Here is a 19,634-nt window from a genome sequence, read left to right on the forward strand (position 1 = left end):
AAAGTCTATTACCTTATTAGTAAATTGTATGATAAATAGTATCAGCAAGTTTCATAGGGTTTTCAGTCTCAATATAATGTACTTCTCCTGGCCAATATCTTCTATTATATTTATTAAGTATTGCTTGCTCATCTCCAATATACTTATCACGTTCTAACACTCTTGTATACCTTACTTCCCTTGGACAATCGATAAAAATTGTATAATCATAAAATGTTTTCCATTCTTTTCTTTGTAGGAAAATACCTTCTATAATTACGATAGTTTGAGGTGACAAAGAAATGCTCCTATGATTTGTTGTATCTCTTGTTTTATCATAAAAAGGAAGGGATAAAATTTTACTATTATTATATAGTTTCTCAAAAAGTACTTCCTTGAGGTACTGAACGTTCCACTGAAGATAATAATACTCATACCATTCCTCGTACCCTGTATCATATCTTCTATTTCTTTCCACAATATGGTCATCAATATGTATTAAAACAACATTAATCTTTTGTTTGAGTTCTGATTCTATCTTATTTACTAATGTTGTTTTGCCTGCACCACTTAAACCGTCAATAGCTACGATATACGGACGATTTTTATCGGATCGAGTCAAATATTTAGTAAATATTCTATTTACTAAGTTTTCAAGTGTTAATTCATACTCCTTCATTCCTAGCTCCTTTTGCAATACTTTCTCTCTTTAGTTCAATAATTCAACAAAATGAGAATATATCCTTTTTTGGAAAATGCCTTGTTTGTTGAAAATCATTGGTTGTCATTTTTAATAGCCGAGCTTATAACTTGTACAATTAAGGAAAAACTTTACCTAGTCTTCTTTGAATGATCTCTTTAAATTCCTTTGGCATTTTCTTGATAGTGATATCATCACCTAGAAATAGTAGCCAATTGGTCATTTCAAATAATTCTTCCGATTGTTCTACATTTAAATATGTTTTTAAAATAGCTGTTGCTTGGTATGGATTCGTAAAGGAAATAGTCAATTTTAATGGATGGTACTTTTTAAACTGAGCGATTGCTTTTGGTCCGAGTTCAATAATAAGGTTTATTTCATCATTTGTACTTAGTTTTTCTAACATCTGTTTCTTGCTCAGTCTTTTTTTCGGTTGATATGGTTTGACTTCGATTAAATGGTCGACTTGAAAAACCTTCTTCTTTTCTACTTTTAAATCAAAACCTTCAATAAACCACACGCTTTTTTCACGATAAAGGTGGAAAAGATAAATTGGAATAGTCACTTGATCATCTCCATTTTCCACTTTGATTACTAAATAACGATCCATAAGAATTGTTTGGATCAGTTTTTCTAGCATGGGATGAGGAAGGTCAGATAGATCAAGTAAGTTTGGATTTTTTGGATTAGTGCCTTCAAACAACAAAATTTGATTTAAAAGAACGAGATCGTCTTGCTGGTTTTCTGATAGGAGGCCTAGCAATTTTTCTGCAACAGACTGCCGACTTTTAAGATATGGGAGCTGCTGATTTCTTGTGGCCATAAATGCGATAAACAGTGCTTTTACTTCAGAATCGGTAAAACGAACATCAGCTAGGACCTGGTTTTTCATAACAGAATACCCGCCATCTCTCCCAACTTCAGCGACAAGAGGCATGCCCATTGACTCGATTTCTCGGATATCTCGAATGGCTGTCGAACGGGAAATATTGAATTCTTGCATGATATCTGAGATTGTAAAGTGGGAACGGTTATTGATATATCGCATAATTATGTTAATTCGTTCAACTTTTTTCATAAAAACTCCTAAACAGTATCATTTTTTGACATGATTTAAACTTATGATAAAACTATCAAATGAAGTCCACAAGTCATTTGTTAAATAAAACAAAAAGGATGGTTTGAAAATGGCAAATTATAAATTAGAAGAAAAAGAAAGCTTTAATGTTCTAGGTTTTGGAACTGATCTTAAGAGTCCTTACACTGATTTTGCAGGTATCATGAAGGAAAAGTCAGATTTTTGGAACGCAGTGCAACAAGATGGTAGGCTTGACACTTTAAAATCGTTAGCTGCAAATGATTACATTTTTATCGTTAACGAAGCTGTAAATAATAAGATGATGCATTATGCTGGAGTAATGACAGACAAAACATTACCGGAAGCTACAAGAGTGATTGAATTTCCTAAAGGCGAATATATCGTTATCGAAGGTGAAGCACAATCTACTGAAGATTTAGCGAATACACTAACTGGCATTGCCTTTGGACAAGTGTTGCCTGAGGTAACGGATGTTTCTTATGTAGGTGGACCAAACGCTGCAGTAATTATGGGAGAACGTGATGGATTGTTCTATGGAGAAATGTGGATTCCAGTTGTTAGAAACTAGAAAGTGAGAACTTTTCACTTTTTTAGGAGGGGATTGGATGGAGACTTTTGAAGATTTTTTAAAGGGAATTGACGATCCCTTGTATCGTGAAAAGACGGAAGAAATATTTAATTGGATTAAAAACAAATATCCAAATTTAGAGACAGTCATTAAATGGAATCAACCAATGTTTACAGATCACGGCACATATATCATCGGCTTCAGTGTATCGAAAAAACATTTGGCCGTTGCTCCAGAAAGCGTAACAATATCACATGTAGAAGATGATATCGTAAAGGCAGGTTACGACTACACAAAGGAAATCATAAGAATTCCATGGAAAAACCCAGTGGACTACTCATTGCTTGAGAAAATGATTGAATTTAATATTTGGGATAAAGCAAATTGTACAACCTTTTGGAGAAAATAAGTATAGGGTAAAATTGAGAAAAGCGCCATTTTTCGTAAGTGGCGCTTTCCTGCTTTACTATTTAATACTTTCATTGATGAACTAATCATAAACGCAATTTTATTTCTATTTTTTTGCTAACTTTAGTAATGGTGGGGCTATTATTGCGGTAAGTACAGCAGCTAGTGTTGCTTCAACCAAACCATTAGTCAAGAACACTGTGAACACAGCTATAAAGATTCCCCCGATACTATCTACACCAATCGCCTGTGCATATGCATCTTGGAACAGTAGCGTGATTAACCCCATAACTAAAATTGTATGTATAAACGTTGAGAGCAAACCCGTTAGAAAAAAAGCTGTTTTCTGACTTGTTTTTTTCTTTGCTAAAACTTTTTGGAATATTTTAAAGATATAATAAGGAAGCAAACCAACCATTACTCTCGGTAAGATTGCAATCAATAAAGCCCAAAAACTTCCTTGTCCCGTACCCAAAACAGGAATCGCCGGAGAAAAGGCAAATGATAATAATGTAGGGGCAACTGTATTTGAAATAATGCTCGTTATTCCAAACACAAATCCGAGAGCCGCGCCAATCTTAGGTCCTAAAATAATGGAGGCCATGATGATTGGGATATGAATAAGCGTTGCCTTAATGACACCTAAATGGATAAACCCAATTGGTGTGAACGCAAATAATAATATTATAGATAAAAAAGTGGTAGTTAATGTAAAGTCTTTTATTTTCAAAATGTTACTCCTTAGTAAAAAAATTAGCTTGAATCTAAATTCATAAACTTCCGAAAAAATACTGAATCCTGTACATTCTGTTTTTGATTATGATTTAGTTTTTCCAAGATTTAAAGTAATATTAGTTAATTTTGAAATCTATCAATACAATATGTTAGTTGATTACTAAAGAGGTTGTCAATTGCAAAAAGACAATGATTCTAAAAAGAGATACTGATCAACTAGACAATAGATCCAAAATTTATGGAAAATTTAACTAGTAGTAACGGATATTTTGACAGAATCTACGAAATGTCATCTAGGTTGTCGAATTAATGCCGTAATATTATGCTATGGCTGTAATCGGATGTTTTATGTTTGATGGGAAGCTCTGACTGTCACTCGCCCTAACAAATAGCACATCATTACTACGATACATCTCACTGTGCGTTTTAATCCCAGGATAATCAGGATTATAGTGAAACACTATTCTATTTGTTTCATTATCTGTAATCTTAGAAAGAATAGTTTCGAGATTCACTACTCCCCTACTAATTATGTCGTAAATATTTACTTGCTCGCCTTCTTTTATAAATATCACTATTGCTTCTTCATCTTCTACATAATATATATCTTTACTAAATACGTAGATAGAATAAAACATTAATAGTCCTTCTGTGTTTGCCGTTCCAAATCGACTGGAAACGGGTACTCTTTCAGAAGCAATTTTATAAATAAAATCAAGATGATCCTTGTTACTACCATCCAATTTCTGAAGACCAAATTCATTCCCGTTTGATGGTGTGTAATCAATCGAAAACTGAACTTCATTCGTTTGTTGGAACCCAAATTTAGGGTAAAAATCTAGTACTGTTTGGTTTGCGAATAGGTACATAAAGTCATACTGTTTTTCATATTCTACCAATACTTGATTCATTAGTTTCGCAGAAAGACCTCTGTTTCGGTAATCAGGGTGTGTCATAACTGTGCCTATTTGTATCGCTCTTTTAGTCTCACCTTCTATAACAAAATCCAGAAGGTTAACAGAAACATTTGCAATCACTTTTCCTTCATCAACAAAAGAATAAGGTATGTACCGTTGATTCCAATAGCCCTTTTGATACCATTCTTCAAAGTTTATACCGAAAACTATTGTTGCCAGCGAGTTAAAACTAGTTCTTAATTCCTCATTGTGTTTGTAATCCTTATAGAATTTGAATACTGTCATGTTTTCTCTCCAATTTTTTATCAAATACAATCCTAACCCAAGCGTTTTCACTATTTTCTCATCAACGCTACGCGATAAGGAAATAAGGTTCCTTCCATCATTCCCTCACGTATGGCAGGGTCACTTACCATGAATTCATTTGCCTCAGTTTCAGATTCAGCTTCAAAAATCACAATACCAAATCCACTTTCATCTTCATTAAGTGTTCGCCCTGCTAAGATTACTTTTCCTTCTTCCGTAAACTTCTTTAACTGTTGAAAGTGGCGGCTTATAATCCCTTCCTCTTTTTCTGTCCAATTTTCATTAATTAAGTAGTGTGGTTTTAATTTTAATTGATACAAGTATTGTTCCATCTCTAACCTTCCTTTTCTCATAGATCAGTTACATAATAACAAACAAGATTTTTTGAATCGTTCTGAATCATCTGATACAAAATACCAGTGTTCGTCAATCTTCTTGTATTCATAATGTGAATAATTAAACTCTCGTGCTGTTGGATATTGACCCGTTGATGAATAAATAAAACCTTCTTGTAAACCTCTGAAATCTAACCATGGTTGTTCGGAAGATTGAAAAAAGACATATAATTTATCTTCCGAATGCCTAGTGGCCATTATCATTTGTGATTTTACCGAACCCATATATTGCGGGGGAGTATAATACCATTTATAACCTTTATTTCCGTAACGGTCTGCCTCTTTTTTTAGTTCACCACTTTCTAACATTCGAATGATTTCTTCACGATCTTCTTTATAAAGATAAAAATTCACTTCAGTTCGTATATATTGTGGTAAATAGATTGCTACAAACAGTGTAATAATTTGAATAATAGACAACCACCATATTTTAGAAAAAGTAATAATAGAATATATAAAGCTCACTGCAAATAATACATATGAAATAAATGCAAATATCAATGAACTATTATCAAGAAGCTTAAACACTGTGTTTGACAATATTAAAATACATGTTCCTAATCCCAAAAATAGATGGATGTTTATATTTGGTTTCTTTTTATTAACGCTACTTGTGATAGAATATCCCTCCCTTTCATACGAAATCTTATTGCTGTTCAACAAGTACACTTAAATGACCCACTACTCCGAAAGGTATTCTTTTATAAAAGTCCGTATACTCTCCACTAAATTCAAGTGTAGGATTTTCAAGGTTTATATTATTTTTATCGTTCAAAACAACTATAATTGTGATTGTTTTTGATTCCCCTGCTTTCAAGCTAAACCCATCAAAAATATTACTTTCTTCACTCTCAGATGCGTCATCGTTTTTAGTCGTATAACTAAGTTTCAATTTCAGATTGACTAAGTCATAACCAGTTTGATTTGTTATTTCAATCCTTTTAGAAATTTCAAAATCACTCGTTTTAGTTTCAACATCTTTAAATATAATGTTCCTATCATCAAATGGCTCAGTATTTGAGCAACCCGTCACTAGTAAAAGTATTATTGTTAAGCAAATGAATTTTCTAACACGACTATACATCCCTTCCCCTCCAATACTAAGGTCTCTTAACAATTTCAATAAAAAGAACATTAATCCTTCTTTGGACTAATGTTCCTTTATTAATAATCCTCGTAGATTACTATTTTATCAATTGTAAGAATCTCTTTTTGCCAATTTGCAATACTTCCCCGTTCATTAAGACACGATCCAACTCATCTTCACTAAGTTTTTCTTTATTGAGCTGTACGCCATTTTGTTTCAATAAACGAAGGAATTCACTTTTACTTTTAACAAACCCTATTTCAACTAGTTGTGGGATTATGTCCAGTAGAGTCTCCTTATCGATTTCAATTATCAATTCAGGAATGTCTTCTGGGATTTCTTTTTTGCTAAAGGCAGCTTCGAAATATGCAATAGCCCTTTTCGTTTCTTCTTCTCCCCAGTATAAATTCGTGATAATTTCAGCCAGTTTCAATTTTATATCCCTTGGATTTGTGCCTTGATCTAGAAGTTTTTTTATTTTTTCAATCTCATCTGGATGTTCATCTGTTGCTAGTTCAAAGTATTTAATTATTAGATTATCTGGTACTTCCATTACTTTTTTAAACATTATTTCTGCTGGTTCATTAACCCCAATGTAGTTCCCAAGACTTTTACTCATTTTTTCTACACCATCTAGGCCTTCTAATAATGGCATGAAAAGTGCTATTTGCTTTTCTAAATTCCAATGTTTTTGAAGTGTACGCCCCATCAAAATATTGAAGGTTTGGTCAGTACCACCTAATTCGATATCTGCCTCGATTTCTACGGAATCGTATGCTTGCATAAGTGGGTAGAAAAATTCATGAATACCAATCGGGACGTGATTATTGTAGCGTTTTTGAAAGTCATCCCGTTCTAATATTCTTGCAACTGAAGTAGTTGCAGCTAATTGAATGACTTCTTCAAAGGTTAATTTAGAAAGCCATTCACTGTTAAATCTTACAGTTGTTTTTTCTGCTTCTAATACTTTGAAGATTTGTTCACAGTAAGTTTTTGCATTGGCTTTCACTTGTTCATCGCTTAGAGCGACACGTCCTTTTGCTTTTCCTGTTGGGTCACCAATTCGCCCTGTAAAATCACCAATAATAATAATTACTTGATGCCCTAAATCTTGCATTTGTTTTATTTTCCTCAACACTACAGCATGACCTAAATGGATATCAGGAGCAGATGGATCTAGTCCTAACTTTATGTTTAAAGGCTTTTGTTGATTGTATGAATTTTCGAGTTTTGTGAATAACTCTTGTTCATCCAAAATTTGTTGAACTCCTTTTTTAATGATTTTCAACTGTTCTTCAGGTTTAACTAACATACGAAACATCTCCTTAAATATGATTTTTATCAATGAAAGCTCGATAAGAAAAAGGCAATAAAAAAACGCCCTTTTGGATATACCAAAAGGACGATTATCTCGTGTTACCACCTTAATTCGTAAGTAATTCACATTACTTACCTCAGAAAGTACAGTCAATTGACGATACTTCAGCACATGATTACGGGTGCTCCACCGGTGTAGCCTACTTAAATTCGGTACACAGCTCCAAGATGTATTCACAATCGTTCAACATGCACCTCTCATCAACCGGTCGCTTTCTGTTTGTTTACATGATTGCTACTCTTTCTTATCATAGCCTTTGTTATTATACTTCGAAATGTCGAAAACAAATCTTTGTCATGCACATCTTAATTGTTACTTATTTTATCCAATAATATAATTTTGTCAATACTAAAAATTTTCTTTAAGCATTTCTTGTTCCAAAAATAACTTTTAGTAGAGGTGGCGTTACTAAAGTTGTAACGATGATAACAATGATTACAGAAGTATAATAATCAGTTGGTAATAAACCACCTTCTAATCCAAGTGCAGCTAGGATTAGTGCCACTTCTCCTCGTGAAATCATCCCTGCACCAATTCCCATTGAGGACCTATTATTAAATCCAGATAATCGAGCACCTATTCCCGAACCTATGAATTTAGAAACAATTGCAATGATAGAGAAAATAACCATAAATCCAATTTGATCCCCAATACCTACAAAGGAAACTGATAACCCAATACTTACAAAGAAGAATGGAACAAAAATTCCGTAAGCAATTGGCTGAACTTGCTTTTCTATTTCATGTCCATAATTCGTTTGTGCAATTGCTAATCCGGCGAAAAATGTGCCAATAATCCCTGCAACCCCTACATATTCAGCAAAATAAGCAAACCCGAAACAAATGATTAATCCCGCGCTCAATACACCTTCTGTCACTTTAAACTTAGAAAAGATTTGGATGAATTTTGGTACTAACCATTTCGAAGCTAAAATGATGATAATAAAGAATACAATTTTCTTCCCTATTAACAAAGCTATATTCGTATCCGCACCTGCAAATACACTCATTGCAATTGCAATAAGGATTACAACGATAATGTCATCTAGTACCGCAGCACCTAATAAAGCCGATCCTTCCTTACTATTAAGCCATCCAAGCTCTCTTAACACTTGCACTGAGATACTTACCGAAGTTGCTGATAATAGTAAACCTATGAAAATAGATTCCGGCATTGAGAAATCATAAAATTGTGCAACTATATAGGACATGATAATCGGAACAACAATTCCACCGAGTGCAACTAACAAAGCGGATTTTTTATTTTCGTTTAAATCCTTTAAATTCGTTTCAAGCCCCGCTAAAAACATTAAAAGAAGAACTCCTATTTGACTAAAGACACTTACTAATTCAGTATCATGAACCCAACCAAGGAGTGCTGGTCCTAAAATAATCCCAACAATAATCTTACCAAGAACAGAGGGCTGTCCTAATCGTATACTTAACTCACCTGCTAGTTTCGTAGCTAGTAATATGATGACAATTTGTAAAATGAACATCCTATACCTCCATAAAATATATTTTGAACATAAAAAAACACATAGAGGGGCCAGTAATGACTGACTCCTCCATGTGTTGCGTTCAATAATTAAAATTTATTTTTCTAGTATAATAGTATTTTTCTGCTTTGTAAATGGTTTATACGCAAAAAGTTTAATATTTTCTATTATAAGAGAGTTTATTGAATTAATTGACCAACATAAATCTAAAGATTAGTAGATAAAATAGTAGGTTAAAACTTCAACGCTAGCCCGAAATTATGAGCGACTTTCGTGTGCTTATGAGCAACTTTTCCCTGGTTATGATCAAGTTTTTCTAGATATGATCAACTCCAGCGCCACCGAAAATTTACGAGCGACTTTTGTGTGCTTATGAGCGACTTTAGGTATTTTATGAGCGACTTTTTTACGGTTATGAGCAACTTCAGCGCATGTGCGAATTTACGAGCAACTTTTGCGCAACTTTGTGCAGTTTATGAGCGACTTTTCTTCGGTGTTACAATTAGCCGTGTTTAGAGTGAGTCCTTTCACTTTCTTTCAACATATAATGTGAGGATTGAAATTAAAGGAGTGACTTTATATGGGATTTTTCCAACCTGAGGGAACAATGGGACCGCAATATCCTCCCCCACCCTTCATACCACCAAAGCCCTCTATATCCTATATCGTCGATTGTTTATATCAAAACACTTATGTATGGCTTATAAATGGGGAACAATTTTGGTTTTACCCAACTCGTGTTGAATATGGAGAAATATCTGGATATCGATGGAATGGTGCCTTCTGGCAATTCTATGGAATTGACCCAAGATTTATAGATGCTGTTACATGCCCACCTACCCCTACACTTTATTAAAATAATGCGAGCCATATCTTGTGATTAGAACATTTGGAGGTATCCTATGACTAATTTTTATTCATTTAATGGTACTGTAACAGCAATTAGTGAATTTTTAACTGGGCAAAATGATGATGGTTGCTACAAATTATTTACTTTAGAAAATGAATCGGGTTCAATCGTAAACTTCGTGGTTTCTCCATCTACTTACTTTGTTAACCACGAAATGATCAGAATTGGCGATCGCGTGACTGGCTATTATGATGGAGATTTACCTGCAATCCTTATTTATCCTCCTCAGTATCAAGCAATAGTAATGGTTAAAGAGAATCCAAATCAAAATGTAAAAGTTAGTTATTTTAACAATCAACTAGTAAGTAGCGATGGTCAATTACGAATAAACTTATCTCCTTTTACCAAAATGTTATTAACTAATGGGCAAGGTTTTACAAGATTTCCAGGTAATCGTGATTTAATCGTAATCTATGGACCTTCCACAAAAAGTATCCCTGCTCAAACGACACCATATCAGATCATTGTTTTATGTAAATCAAACTAGTTTGTACTTCTATTAACTTGACGAATTGAAGATAGTAATATTTAACGGTTAGTAAGTTGAATATTACTTCTTTTTTTGTGTATTTTTGAATAATCTTTACTATATAAACTTATGATATTGGAGTAAATTAATCTTAGGAATTAAAACTAATAATATTTATAGTAAAAGGTGGGAAAATAATGGGAGAATTTAAAGAAGTAACAATAGAAACAACTGTTCAGGCACCAGTGGAAAAGGTATGGGAATATTGGACAGAGCCAACTCATATGACAAAATGGAGTTTTGCTTCTGATGAGTGGCATTCACCATTTGCTGAAAATGATCTACAAGTTGGGGGCAAATTTGTTTCAAGAATGGAAGCAAAAGATGGTAGTATGGGGTTTGATTTTGGTGGAATCTACAATGAAGTGAAATTGCATGAGGTTATTTCGTACACAATGGAAGATGGAAGAAAAGTAACAGTCAACTTTCAAGGCCAAGGAAACGAAACAAAAGTAATTGAAACATTTGATGCCGAAACAGAACATCCAATCGAATTTCAACAGCAAGGATGGCAGGCAATTTTAGATAATTTCAAACGATACGCTGAGCAAACTTATAAATAGATTTCAATTCTACAAAATAAAAATGGCAGTTCTGTGGTTACCAACAGATCTGCCATTTTATCGTTAGACCTTACAACTCTAAACTAGAGCAGTAAGATTTATAGATTTCACCAATAATCCCCTTCAATTGAGAGCATTAATCCGATTCGGATTAATGCTCCTTTTACAAAGTTATTATTGTTTTTTAGTTAATGGAAATAAAACGCAATCTTTTATCGTGTCGCTATCTGTTAACACCATCAGTAGTCTTTCAATGCCAAATCCCCATCCCGATATAGGAGGCATTCCATATTCCATTGCAGTTAAATAATCTTCATCCATTTCCATTGCTTCTAAATCTCCATTACTTTTCAACAGAGCCTGGGCTTCTAGCCTTCTTCTCTGTTCGAGAGGATCGACCAGCTCCGAATAAGCATTAATGATTTCCGCGCCATTAACCACTAGTTGGAACCTGTCTGTGAGAGTAGGATTTTCATCATTTGCCCTAGCTAACGGAGATAAATCGATTGGATGTTTAATAAGAAAAGTAGGTTTTATTAATTTCGGTCGACACATTTTTTTGTATAGAAGATCGATAAAATTTCCTCTACCTAATGATTCAATTTCAGGATTTTCTAAATGTATATTTCTTCTTAGCGTTTCCTTATATAAGTTTTTCACATCCGGAAAAAAATCAATATTAATCCCTGTGTCTCTTAGTATTAAATCTCTAAAAGAAATGACATCCCATTCTTGTGAAAAGTCTATTGTTTTACCCTGTATGGAAATTGTAGTCGTTTTGAAGGTTTGTTCCAAAACGAATAAAACCATTTCACGCATAAATTTCATAGTATCTTCGTAATTCCAGTATGCCGCATAACCTTCAACCATTGTAAATTCTTGTAGATGTTGTGGACTAATTCCCTCGTTTCTAAAGCACTTTGCAAATTCAAAAACTCTCGTAAAACCTCCGACAATTAATCTTTTTAAATAAGTTTCTGGTGCTATTCGTAAGTTTAAGTCCGTATCTAATGAATTATGATATGTCCGAAAAGGCTTAGCTAAAGCACCCGAAGAAGTATGTTGTAGAATAGGAGTTTCTACTTCTAAGAAGTCTCGGTCCTCAAAAAATCTACGAATGGCACGTACTAGTTTAGTTCTTGCTAGTAAACGATTTTGCGTCTCCTTTGTCATCATTAAATCTAAGTAACGTTGTCTATATCTCAGGTCAATGTTACTCAACCCATGCCATTTTTCAGGAAGTGTTCTTAATGCCTTCCCTAGGAAAACATAGCTTTCTATACGAAGGGTTTTTTCATTCGTTTTCGTTGAATACATATGTCCTTCCGCACCGATAAAATCTCCAATATCGAATAATTGATGAAATTGATTAAAATGCTCCTCACCAATTTCATCTTTTTTTAGGATAAGTTGCAGACTTCCTTGTATGTTTGCGATGGTGATAAATGTTAGTTTACTAAAGTTTCGAATACTCATTATTCTACCGGCTACTCTTATACCAGAAGTACCATCTTCAAGCAGAGCTGCATCATTTAGATCATAGTTTGTAGAAAACCTTTCAGGATAAATTTGAACTCCATTTGATTGTAACGTTAGCATTTTTTCGATTCTTAAGGATGTTTGATCATTACTCATACTATTCACTCCGTTCTTTAGTCATTTATGAAGGTAATCAATCCAACTATTTTGCAAGAATTTGGCAAGGCAGCTCATGGGACATTTCTCTGGAATTTCTGTTCATTTGACCATGAGAAGCGTTATATACAACATGATTCAAACATTGTAATTCTCAAATAATCTTATAAAAATAAAAAAACTCCCACCCCCAAGATTTTCATCTTGAGGGCGAGAGTATAGATTCGCGGTACCACCTCAGTTTATTGATATGTCGCCATATCAACCTTTTCGGGTACGGCAATTAAACTTGCGTATACCCTATCTCTATAACGGGAGATCCCGTTGCAGTATCACTAAGAACTCTTAGATCCGTGCAAAGCTCAGAGCCTTTTTTCATTAAGATCATTATTACTCCTTCCCACCAACCGGAGCTCTCTTTAAATAATCAATCAAAACTACTCTTCTCATCATAGCATTATATTACGTTTAAATTTTCTATATAATATACTATTTTAAATATTCAGTCAAATAATTTTTCCAATAATTTTTAAACAGCGAACGTTAACTATTCACGTTTGCATCAGGAAACTTGTCCGCTACAAGATTTAAGATCACGTTATACTCTAGGAGTGCTTTTAAACCACAAAGAACAATCGTATATCCACCTGTTGAATCAATCACCTGTTGAACGATTTCATCCGAACTACCTTTATATCCGGTATTCATAATTGATACAAATGTTCCTTCAGCTCGAGGTGTAAAAATCCACTCTGCAGTCGTATCATCATCAAATTTGATAAGTATTCTTTTGTTTTGTTCTACTTCTAGTACATCTAATTCTGCGGAAACAACATACATCTCCCAATCCCAAAGAATTCGTTTTCCCACTTCTAAATTCCCACTACTTCTAGTAAACCAAAATTTTGTTGTGATAGAGGGGTTAATAAAAGCCTTGAACACTTCTTCTACAGGCTTTCTAATTAGCATTTCTACTTTTGCAGTTGCAATTCTATTTGTTAATGTCATTTATATTCTCCTATCGCATTAATTTTTAGGATTATTTTGTTGTGCGATTTGAATTAGATTGCCACATGTGTCGTTGAAAATAGCGATTGTGACTTGACCAACATCTGTAGGCTTCATTTTAAATTGCACTCCTAAATTTGTTAGTCTTTCATATTCTTCATTAATATTTTCTACACCAAACATTGTTACTGGAATACCATCTGTAAATAGCTTTTTTTGATATTCTTTTGCTGCTGGATGATTGTTTGGTTCAAGTATTAGTTCAGTACCGTCTTGATCTTCTGGGGAAACAAGTGCAATCCATCGATATTCTCCAGCTGGTACGTCATGTTTTAATTGAAATTCAAGTTTTTTTGTATAAAACTCTAATGCCTTGTCCTGATCTTCAACAAAAATACTAGTTACTATGATTTTCAAAATAGATCTCCCCTTAAAATAATTAAATAAATAAATAAATAAATAAATAAATAAATTATTAACTAAGCGATTTACTACTAATACGATTTCATTTCGTTTACTCCATTAATTATAATTATTCTTCCAATAATTTACCTCTTTTTATTCTCACGTTTCCTGACTCTAAAATAAATAGAGCATTCATCTAATATGTGAATGCTCTCAAATCGTTAATCAATATAATTCTTTATCAATTGATCTTTCAAGAATTTCTAAGTACTGAGCAAGTTCTTTTGCTACTTTCATCTTCTCTGAGTCATCGTTCTCATATGCTGCAACTGCATCTTGATATCGCTTTATCGTAAAGCGGGATAGTTCACCTTTGACAACTCTCTCTATTTCAAACAAAAGGTAACGATGTGGATCACTAAGGTCTAATGATGAATACATGGATTGTATAAAAATATATTCTCCATCAGAATTTGTAGTTACTGCTTGCCAAGTGTGTTCTGAAAGAAACGGTAAATCAGACTGAGGTTCCATTGGTTCAAGCGGCTCAGGCATCTGTAGGGCTAGCTCATCTAAATCAGCTGTTGAAATTCCTATAAGTTCTTGATATGCCGTCTCGGCATTGCCACTTGGATAAGCCCCGTCTTCAGTTAAACCAATTCCTTTATTAAATACATCTTGATGCAGCATTTCGTATTCTTTATTAACAAGTAAGTAGTACTCGATATAATCTTCTGCTGTAATTCCAAGAGTGTCATACATCTTTTCTAGATAAGCCTTATAGTCTGGATTTTGAAGGTCATATTGAAAAGCAGATATTACTCGTTCGCGAAACTTATTACGTGTTTCATCATCCCACCCATAATCATGCTGCTCTAAATGATGGAATAAAGCATACTTTCGTATCGTTTCAGTTAAGCCGAAAAATTCTACAGCTTCTTTCGAATACATAAATTGATTGCGATAAAACATTTCATATTTTGTAATTTCTAATGTGCGATCATCAAATTTACGGAAATTTTTTGTATCATTTTGTTCATACTTCGCTAATTCCTCAGGGTTTGCATAGTCCTGATGAAAGAAACGAACATTAGTAATCTTCCATTCACCATTATCATCTTCTACATATAATCGTACTTCATCTGTATAAGGAGTTACTTGATCACCTATAATTTCATTTATTTCGACTTCAAATCTGTAATCCCAATACCCATCCTTTTCAACTTTTGAAAGTTGTTTCAGTGATTGTAGCTTATAATCTGCTTTTTTGACCATTGTAACTTTTGGTAAAAAGATAAAATCTCCATTTGCTAAGGAAACTGTAAATGCTTTTTCAGTAAAATATGGTGCAAAAGTTTTTGGGTACATTTCTCCTAACTCCGGAGCATCTGGTGAATCTGTTTTTCCTACTACTTCCCCTTTTAGTTGTCGATCCATATCTTCATATAGTTTTGAGGTTTCTTCATACTGCACGTTGTACAAAGTATGTAAAAATGATTCTACTAACTCAACTCTTTTATCTTCAGGATCATTTACTTCAGAACATCCGAAACAAAGGAAGACTACTAATAGTATCAAGCCAAACCTCTTAAACTCCTTCATAAATACCACCCCTTTTTTTTGGATATAATGTATTTACGTAACAATTTTGTAAAAGTTCCAATTTTTAAACAATTTAAATTATTGTAGAAATATAAAATCCGAATTCCTAGAAAAAAAGAAGAACAAACACTAAAAGCTAAGTGTTGTTCTCCTTTATTAACTAATTTATTGTTTAAATATTTCTGGCACTGTGTGTAAATCGATTCCCCAGAAAAGAGGAAGTAAAAAATAGATTGATATTGTGATTAGAATTATACCAAACACATTCAGCGCAAAACCGGCTCTCATCATATCTGTGATTTTTAAATAACCAGAACCGAAAACAGCGGCATTCGGCGGTGTTGCAACTGGTAACATGAACGCACATGATGCAGCAACACCAGCAGCAATCATTAAGGCATACGGATGGATACCAAGCGCTACTGCTAGTGATGCCATAATTGGGTACATCATAGAAGCAGTTGCAGTGTTTGATGTAACTTCTGTTAAGGCTAAAACTAGTGCAGCTACAAGGAAGATCATTACGAGTACGCTTACACCTTCAAGACCCATAAGTTGTGAACCTACCCATACGGATAAACCCGTACTTACGAATCCAGCAGCAATTGCAAGTCCGCCACCGAATAATAGAAGGATTCCCCACGGAAGTTTCACAGCTGTGTTCCAATCCATTAAACGGTCACCTTTTCGATTTACAGAAGGAATGATAAATAGAATAACTGCAAAAAGTACTGCAATAAGACCATCACTTAACCCCGGGATAAATTTACTTAGGAAGAATGAGCGTGTAATCCATGCAAATGCTGCTAATATAAATACTGCAAAAACAAGCTTTTCTTCTGTCGATGCACTTCCTAATTTCGCTTTTTCTCGATCGATTACTTGACGTCCACCTGGTAACGTTTTCAATTTCGAAGGATACGCAATCTTAACTAGATAAAACCATGTGATAAAGATAAATACCCAAGCAAAAGGTACCCCAAATAACATCCATCCAGCAAATGATAATTCAATATCATACATTTTGCTAATAGCACCTGCAAGGAGTGTATTCGGTGGTGTACCGATTAATGTTCCAATTCCTCCAAGGGAAGCAGAATAAGCAATCCCTAGCATCAATGCTTTACCAAACGCGAAGTTTTGTGGTGATGTATCAATACTTGAGTCCTCATTTTTTAATGCATCTGCAACTTGTTTAATAATAGCTAGTCCAATTGGAATCATCATCATAGCAGTAGCACTATTTGAAATCCACATAGATAGAAAACCTGTAGCGATCATAAATCCTAGTACAATTCGGTCCATATTTGTACCGACTGCTGAGATGATCGACATCGCGATACGGCGGTGTAAATTCCATTTTTCCATTGCAAGTGCAATAATAAATCCACCCATAAATAAGAAAATTGTTTCGTCACCATATGAAGATGCCGCAGTTTTCATATCCAAACTACCTGTTAATGGAAACAGTACAAGTGGCAATAAGGAAGTAGCTGGAATTGGAATTGCTTCTGTAATCCACCAAGTAGCAATCCAAATCGTACTTGCTAATACGCCCTTTGCTTCAGGTGTAAGACCTTCTGGATTAAAGAAAATTAATGTTAAAGCAAATAATACTGGTCCTAAAATGAGTCCGATTAATTGCGCTTTTGTATAGCTACGCTTGTAATCTCCTCCACCATCACTACTCGTATTTTCTGCAACTTGCTTTTCGTTACTTTTTGTTACGATTTTAGAAGTATTCGGACTAATGAAAAAACGGAACAGGTCTTTAACTTGATCATGCATTCCCCATAGTCGGTTCCAAGTAGATGAAAACATAGATGTCCCCCTTACAATAATGTGTATTGTTTTGTCGAACATTGTTATATAACAATGATATTTCTAATTTTCGGTGAATTCTTTCAAAAAGACAATGGGTTCCTAAATATTCAGAAAAGAAGGAAAAGTGATTATTGTACTATAACAGTTGAGTCATTTTCAATAAATGTATAAATTATATTATAATATTATTCCTATTGTAATAACCTATTCATATCAGCAGTATGACATATTTTAAGATTTTAATAGTATAGTGTGTTCCTTAAAATCAAATAGTATTAATTATTGAGTTTTAATAGACAAATATTTAGTTTTTAATAATTTCCGAATTTTATGAATATAGTTGCACGCTCATTGACACAAAAATATTTAATATATTAGAAGTGCAAAATAGACCTCCCCCTACAAATAATGCTATTCGTAGGGGGAGGTTAATCACCTTATAATTCTATTTATCTACTCATTTTTTCTTGTAACCGAATGTAAATTGTTTAATTTTTCTATTATATTATTTAATTGGTCTACAATACAAAGCAATAAACCTCCAATAATACCAATTAAAATTCCAAATTGGCCACCAAGTAGAAAGCCTGGTATAGCTCCTATAATCAAATAAAGAATTAATTGCATCTTATACCTCCAATATTTGAAATCTCAAAAAAGTACCCGTAAGTTCAAAAAACTCATCTTATTATATAACAGCTAACATATGGCTAGTTTTTTTTCTTCTGATGCATTCGGTTTAAAAAATAAGCTAAACCTAAAAATATGATTGCAGTTAAAGTCACTTTAACTAAAGATAGCTCTTCCATTAGCGGTGTGTGCGTTGATCTATTTGAAGTGAAAATTGACCACCAGCTTATATCATCATATTTATGGGATAACTGAATCCAACAAAAGTAAAATACTGCTACTAAAATCCAATATAGCTTCATATACTTCCCCTTTCACCCTATAAACGACTACTTATTGATGGACTTAATAATAGCTGCACTTACTTTTAAGTTAGTCGTTTTTCATTTCCATATGTTACAAAAGATATTTAGAGCGTGACAAAGCATATTTGTGTATTTAACGTTTCTATAAAAAAAAGCGTATTATCCTTTTAGTGAGGATTATAACGCTGAATGTATGTTTATTTTTCTAAAATCATATAATCTTTCGTTTTGTATATAGGTACATCGTTTAGTTTTGCGAAATTTAATAAATCGATAAATAACTGATCAGGAGTGAAATTTGATAGACGTATATTAAATCCTTTTTTCACTTGAATAACAACTGATTTGGTTTGCCAGCCAATTCTTGTGAATTTCAACTGTTTGAGGTCATTTGGACCCCATGTTTTTTTGTAAAATGTTCTTCCCATTAGGGAAACTTTATAGTGTATAGTTCTCTCATCAATCTTTACTTCAAAAGTAAGAAAAAGACATAGAATGAGGAATATCGAAAATATAATTTGGAAATATAGAAGACCTAAATTTTTTATGGGAAAAATAGTTGCTACTTGAAGAAATAATAGAAATCCGCATATACCTTTTTGTGTTGTTGCAGTATATACCAACTCGATTCCCTCCTCCTCTAGTGCTAATTTTTTAGCATAAATAAATAACTTTTTTTGTTGAGATCCTTCTCATGGACAGTTCAGACGATTTTTCTTACGCTTTGTCCATTAGACCCCTTCCCAAGAACACATCTCTTACTAACTCTCATGGGTTCTGCAATTATTCAAAATATGAAATAAAGAGCACGCTGCCGATCACTATATTTCTTATCATTATATACGGTAATTATTGGATTAAGTTCCTAAATCCAACAAAAAGGGCGTAATCCAAATGAATTACACACTTCGTGAAGGATTAATCTTATTTAAACTTTCCTATCAATAATCTGTTGATCTTCTTTAATATTTTCCAAGGATTTAATTTGCTTTCTTAATTCCACCATTTCTTTTTTCATTTTGTTAATCGACTTTGAGTTCTCTATACTTTTCGTAACGGCTACCCTAATAACTATGTAAAATGCAATTAAATAAATAAGGCTTATGAAAACTAAAAGTTTATAGTCCATTTACTAACTCCTTTTAAATCTATA

The 19,634-nt window shown here is 33.5% G+C and carries 23 protein-coding genes and 2 other annotated features; of the genes, 5 read left to right on the forward strand and 18 right to left on the reverse strand.

The window, feature by feature from the left end:
* Positions 1–16: 16 nt before the first annotated feature.
* Both CD29_RS14385 and CD29_RS14390 read right to left on the reverse strand, forming a co-directional pair.
* The gene (locus tag CD29_RS14385) at positions 17–658 is read right to left on the reverse strand and encodes a kinase (RefSeq protein WP_052124187.1); all 642 of its coding nucleotides are present in this window, start codon (positions 656–658) and stop codon (positions 17–19) included.
* A 139-nt stretch (positions 659–797) separates the two neighbouring features.
* Positions 798–1,757 carry a helix-turn-helix transcriptional regulator gene (locus CD29_RS14390; protein ID WP_036188305.1) on the reverse strand — a complete coding sequence of 320 codons (960 nt, stop codon included), beginning with the start codon at positions 1,755–1,757 and terminating at the stop codon, positions 798–800.
* Positions 1,758–1,866: 109 nt separating this feature from the next.
* Between CD29_RS14390 and CD29_RS14395 the strand changes: the two genes are divergently transcribed.
* Together CD29_RS14395 and CD29_RS14400 are read left to right on the forward strand one after the other, a co-directional pair.
* Positions 1,867–2,346 (forward strand): GyrI-like domain-containing protein, encoded by a 480-nt coding sequence (locus tag CD29_RS14395; protein ID WP_036188308.1) that lies wholly within the window; start codon positions 1,867–1,869, stop codon positions 2,344–2,346.
* Between the two features lie 37 nt (positions 2,347–2,383).
* A complete protein-coding gene (locus CD29_RS14400; RefSeq protein WP_036188311.1) occupies positions 2,384–2,755 on the forward strand; it encodes an iron chaperone in 372 nt (123 codons plus the stop codon).
* Positions 2,756–2,860: 105 nt separating this feature from the next.
* On the opposite strand, the gene CD29_RS14405 is transcribed toward CD29_RS14400, so the two are convergent.
* The 7 genes from CD29_RS14405 to CD29_RS14435 form a co-directional block, all read right to left on the reverse strand.
* On the reverse strand, positions 2,861–3,484 hold the full coding sequence (locus CD29_RS14405) for an ECF transporter S component (RefSeq protein WP_036188314.1): 624 nt from the start codon (positions 3,482–3,484) through the stop codon (positions 2,861–2,863).
* A gap of 325 nt (positions 3,485–3,809) precedes the next feature.
* Positions 3,810–4,691: a GNAT family N-acetyltransferase gene (locus CD29_RS14410; protein ID WP_036188317.1), complete on the reverse strand. Its 882-nt coding sequence runs from the start codon at positions 4,689–4,691 to the stop codon at positions 3,810–3,812.
* A gap of 50 nt (positions 4,692–4,741) precedes the next feature.
* Positions 4,742–5,044 carry a YciI family protein gene (locus tag CD29_RS14415; protein ID WP_036188320.1) on the reverse strand — a complete coding sequence of 101 codons (303 nt, stop codon included), beginning with the start codon at positions 5,042–5,044 and terminating at the stop codon, positions 4,742–4,744.
* A gap of 24 nt (positions 5,045–5,068) precedes the next feature.
* Positions 5,069–5,635 (reverse strand): hypothetical protein, encoded by a 567-nt coding sequence (locus CD29_RS14420; protein WP_169716191.1) that lies wholly within the window; start codon positions 5,633–5,635, stop codon positions 5,069–5,071.
* Positions 5,636–5,753: 118 nt separating this feature from the next.
* Positions 5,754–6,191, reverse strand: a complete 438-nt coding sequence (locus CD29_RS14425) for a hypothetical protein (RefSeq protein WP_036188323.1) — start codon at positions 6,189–6,191, stop codon at positions 5,754–5,756.
* Between the two features lie 100 nt (positions 6,192–6,291).
* Positions 6,292–7,506: a tyrosine--tRNA ligase gene (tyrS, locus tag CD29_RS14430; RefSeq protein WP_036188325.1), complete on the reverse strand. Its 1,215-nt coding sequence runs from the start codon at positions 7,504–7,506 to the stop codon at positions 6,292–6,294.
* 83 nt (positions 7,507–7,589) lie between these two features.
* Positions 7,590–7,832 (reverse strand) — a binding site (T-box leader).
* A gap of 101 nt (positions 7,833–7,933) precedes the next feature.
* Positions 7,934–9,070 (reverse strand): cation:proton antiporter, encoded by a 1,137-nt coding sequence (locus tag CD29_RS14435; protein WP_036188327.1) that lies wholly within the window; start codon positions 9,068–9,070, stop codon positions 7,934–7,936.
* Positions 9,071–9,650: 580 nt separating this feature from the next.
* Between CD29_RS14435 and CD29_RS14440 the strand changes: the two genes are divergently transcribed.
* The 3 genes from CD29_RS14440 to CD29_RS14450 all read left to right on the forward strand — a co-directional run bounded on the left by CD29_RS14440 (position 9,651) and on the right by CD29_RS14450 (position 11,072).
* On the forward strand, positions 9,651–9,926 hold the full coding sequence (locus tag CD29_RS14440; RefSeq protein ID WP_036188329.1) for a hypothetical protein: 276 nt from the start codon (positions 9,651–9,653) through the stop codon (positions 9,924–9,926).
* 46 nt (positions 9,927–9,972) lie between these two features.
* A complete protein-coding gene (locus tag CD29_RS14445) occupies positions 9,973–10,467 on the forward strand; it encodes a hypothetical protein (RefSeq protein ID WP_036188331.1) in 495 nt (164 codons plus the stop codon).
* Positions 10,468–10,646: 179 nt separating this feature from the next.
* Positions 10,647–11,072, forward strand: coding sequence for an SRPBCC family protein (locus tag CD29_RS14450; RefSeq protein ID WP_036188333.1), 426 nt, complete (start codon positions 10,647–10,649; stop codon positions 11,070–11,072).
* A 174-nt stretch (positions 11,073–11,246) separates the two neighbouring features.
* Here CD29_RS14450 and lysS read toward each other — a convergent pair whose 3' ends face one another.
* From lysS to CD29_RS14490, 9 genes are all read right to left on the reverse strand, one after another.
* On the reverse strand, positions 11,247–12,707 hold the full coding sequence (gene lysS / locus CD29_RS14455; RefSeq protein ID WP_052124184.1) for a lysine--tRNA ligase: 1,461 nt from the start codon (positions 12,705–12,707) through the stop codon (positions 11,247–11,249).
* Positions 12,708–12,910: 203 nt separating this feature from the next.
* Positions 12,911–13,169 (reverse strand) — a binding site (T-box leader).
* A gap of 81 nt (positions 13,170–13,250) precedes the next feature.
* Positions 13,251–13,715 (reverse strand): SRPBCC family protein, encoded by a 465-nt coding sequence (locus CD29_RS14460; protein WP_036188335.1) that lies wholly within the window; start codon positions 13,713–13,715, stop codon positions 13,251–13,253.
* A gap of 18 nt (positions 13,716–13,733) precedes the next feature.
* Positions 13,734–14,132 carry a VOC family protein gene (locus CD29_RS14465; protein ID WP_036188337.1) on the reverse strand — a complete coding sequence of 133 codons (399 nt, stop codon included), beginning with the start codon at positions 14,130–14,132 and terminating at the stop codon, positions 13,734–13,736.
* 213 nt (positions 14,133–14,345) lie between these two features.
* Entirely contained in the window at positions 14,346–15,722 is a 1,377-nt protein-coding gene (locus CD29_RS14470; protein ID WP_036188339.1) for a hypothetical protein, read from the reverse strand.
* 165 nt (positions 15,723–15,887) lie between these two features.
* Complete coding sequence (locus tag CD29_RS14475; RefSeq protein ID WP_036188341.1) at positions 15,888–17,543, reverse strand: SLC13 family permease; 1,656 nt, start codon at positions 17,541–17,543, stop codon at positions 15,888–15,890.
* Between the two features lie 456 nt (positions 17,544–17,999).
* Positions 18,000–18,173 carry a hypothetical protein gene (locus CD29_RS20320; RefSeq protein ID WP_156111897.1) on the reverse strand — a complete coding sequence of 58 codons (174 nt, stop codon included), beginning with the start codon at positions 18,171–18,173 and terminating at the stop codon, positions 18,000–18,002.
* 83 nt (positions 18,174–18,256) lie between these two features.
* The gene (locus CD29_RS14480) at positions 18,257–18,478 is read right to left on the reverse strand and encodes a hypothetical protein (RefSeq protein WP_036188344.1); all 222 of its coding nucleotides are present in this window, start codon (positions 18,476–18,478) and stop codon (positions 18,257–18,259) included.
* 200 nt (positions 18,479–18,678) lie between these two features.
* Positions 18,679–18,909 (reverse strand): hypothetical protein, encoded by a 231-nt coding sequence (locus CD29_RS20325; protein ID WP_140422915.1) that lies wholly within the window; start codon positions 18,907–18,909, stop codon positions 18,679–18,681.
* Between the two features lie 500 nt (positions 18,910–19,409).
* Complete coding sequence (locus CD29_RS14490) at positions 19,410–19,610, reverse strand: hypothetical protein (protein WP_036188349.1); 201 nt, start codon at positions 19,608–19,610, stop codon at positions 19,410–19,412.
* Positions 19,611–19,634 lie beyond the last annotated feature (24 nt).

Source organism: Ureibacillus manganicus DSM 26584, assembly GCF_000772945.1.
GTDB lineage: Bacteria > Bacillota > Bacilli > Bacillales_A > Planococcaceae > Ureibacillus > Ureibacillus manganicus.

Bases quoted from the DNA above. Each gene is read 5' to 3' on its own strand.
- CD29_RS14385 (WP_052124187.1), bottom strand. From the start codon at position 658: ATGAAGGAGTATGAATTAACACTTGAAAACTTAGTAAATAGAATATTT.
- CD29_RS14390 (WP_036188305.1), bottom strand. From the start codon at position 1,757: ATGAAAAAAGTTGAACGAATTAACATAATTATGCGATATATCAATAAC.
- CD29_RS14395 (WP_036188308.1), top strand. From the start codon at position 1,867: ATGGCAAATTATAAATTAGAAGAAAAAGAAAGCTTTAATGTTCTAGGT.
- CD29_RS14400 (WP_036188311.1), top strand. From the start codon at position 2,384: ATGGAGACTTTTGAAGATTTTTTAAAGGGAATTGACGATCCCTTGTAT.
- CD29_RS14410 (WP_036188317.1), bottom strand. From the start codon at position 4,691: ATGACAGTATTCAAATTCTATAAGGATTACAAACACAATGAGGAATTA.
- CD29_RS14415 (WP_036188320.1), bottom strand. From the start codon at position 5,044: ATGGAACAATACTTGTATCAATTAAAATTAAAACCACACTACTTAATT.
- CD29_RS14425 (WP_036188323.1), bottom strand. From the start codon at position 6,191: ATGTATAGTCGTGTTAGAAAATTCATTTGCTTAACAATAATACTTTTA.
- tyrS (WP_036188325.1), bottom strand. From the start codon at position 7,506: ATGTTAGTTAAACCTGAAGAACAGTTGAAAATCATTAAAAAAGGAGTT.
- CD29_RS14435 (WP_036188327.1), bottom strand. From the start codon at position 9,070: ATGTTCATTTTACAAATTGTCATCATATTACTAGCTACGAAACTAGCA.
- CD29_RS14440 (WP_036188329.1), top strand. From the start codon at position 9,651: ATGGGATTTTTCCAACCTGAGGGAACAATGGGACCGCAATATCCTCCC.
- CD29_RS14445 (WP_036188331.1), top strand. From the start codon at position 9,973: ATGACTAATTTTTATTCATTTAATGGTACTGTAACAGCAATTAGTGAA.
- CD29_RS14450 (WP_036188333.1), top strand. From the start codon at position 10,647: ATGGGAGAATTTAAAGAAGTAACAATAGAAACAACTGTTCAGGCACCA.
- lysS (WP_052124184.1), bottom strand. From the start codon at position 12,707: ATGAGTAATGATCAAACATCCTTAAGAATCGAAAAAATGCTAACGTTA.
- CD29_RS14460 (WP_036188335.1), bottom strand. From the start codon at position 13,715: ATGACATTAACAAATAGAATTGCAACTGCAAAAGTAGAAATGCTAATT.
- CD29_RS14470 (WP_036188339.1), bottom strand. From the start codon at position 15,722: ATGAAGGAGTTTAAGAGGTTTGGCTTGATACTATTAGTAGTCTTCCTT.
- CD29_RS14475 (WP_036188341.1), bottom strand. From the start codon at position 17,543: ATGTTTTCATCTACTTGGAACCGACTATGGGGAATGCATGATCAAGTT.
- CD29_RS20320 (WP_156111897.1), bottom strand. From the start codon at position 18,173: ATGCAATTAATTCTTTATTTGATTATAGGAGCTATACCAGGCTTTCTA.
- CD29_RS14480 (WP_036188344.1), bottom strand. From the start codon at position 18,478: ATGAAGCTATATTGGATTTTAGTAGCAGTATTTTACTTTTGTTGGATT.
- CD29_RS20325 (WP_140422915.1), bottom strand. From the start codon at position 18,909: ATGGGAAGAACATTTTACAAAAAAACATGGGGTCCAAATGACCTCAAA.
- CD29_RS14490 (WP_036188349.1), bottom strand. From the start codon at position 19,610: ATGGACTATAAACTTTTAGTTTTCATAAGCCTTATTTATTTAATTGCA.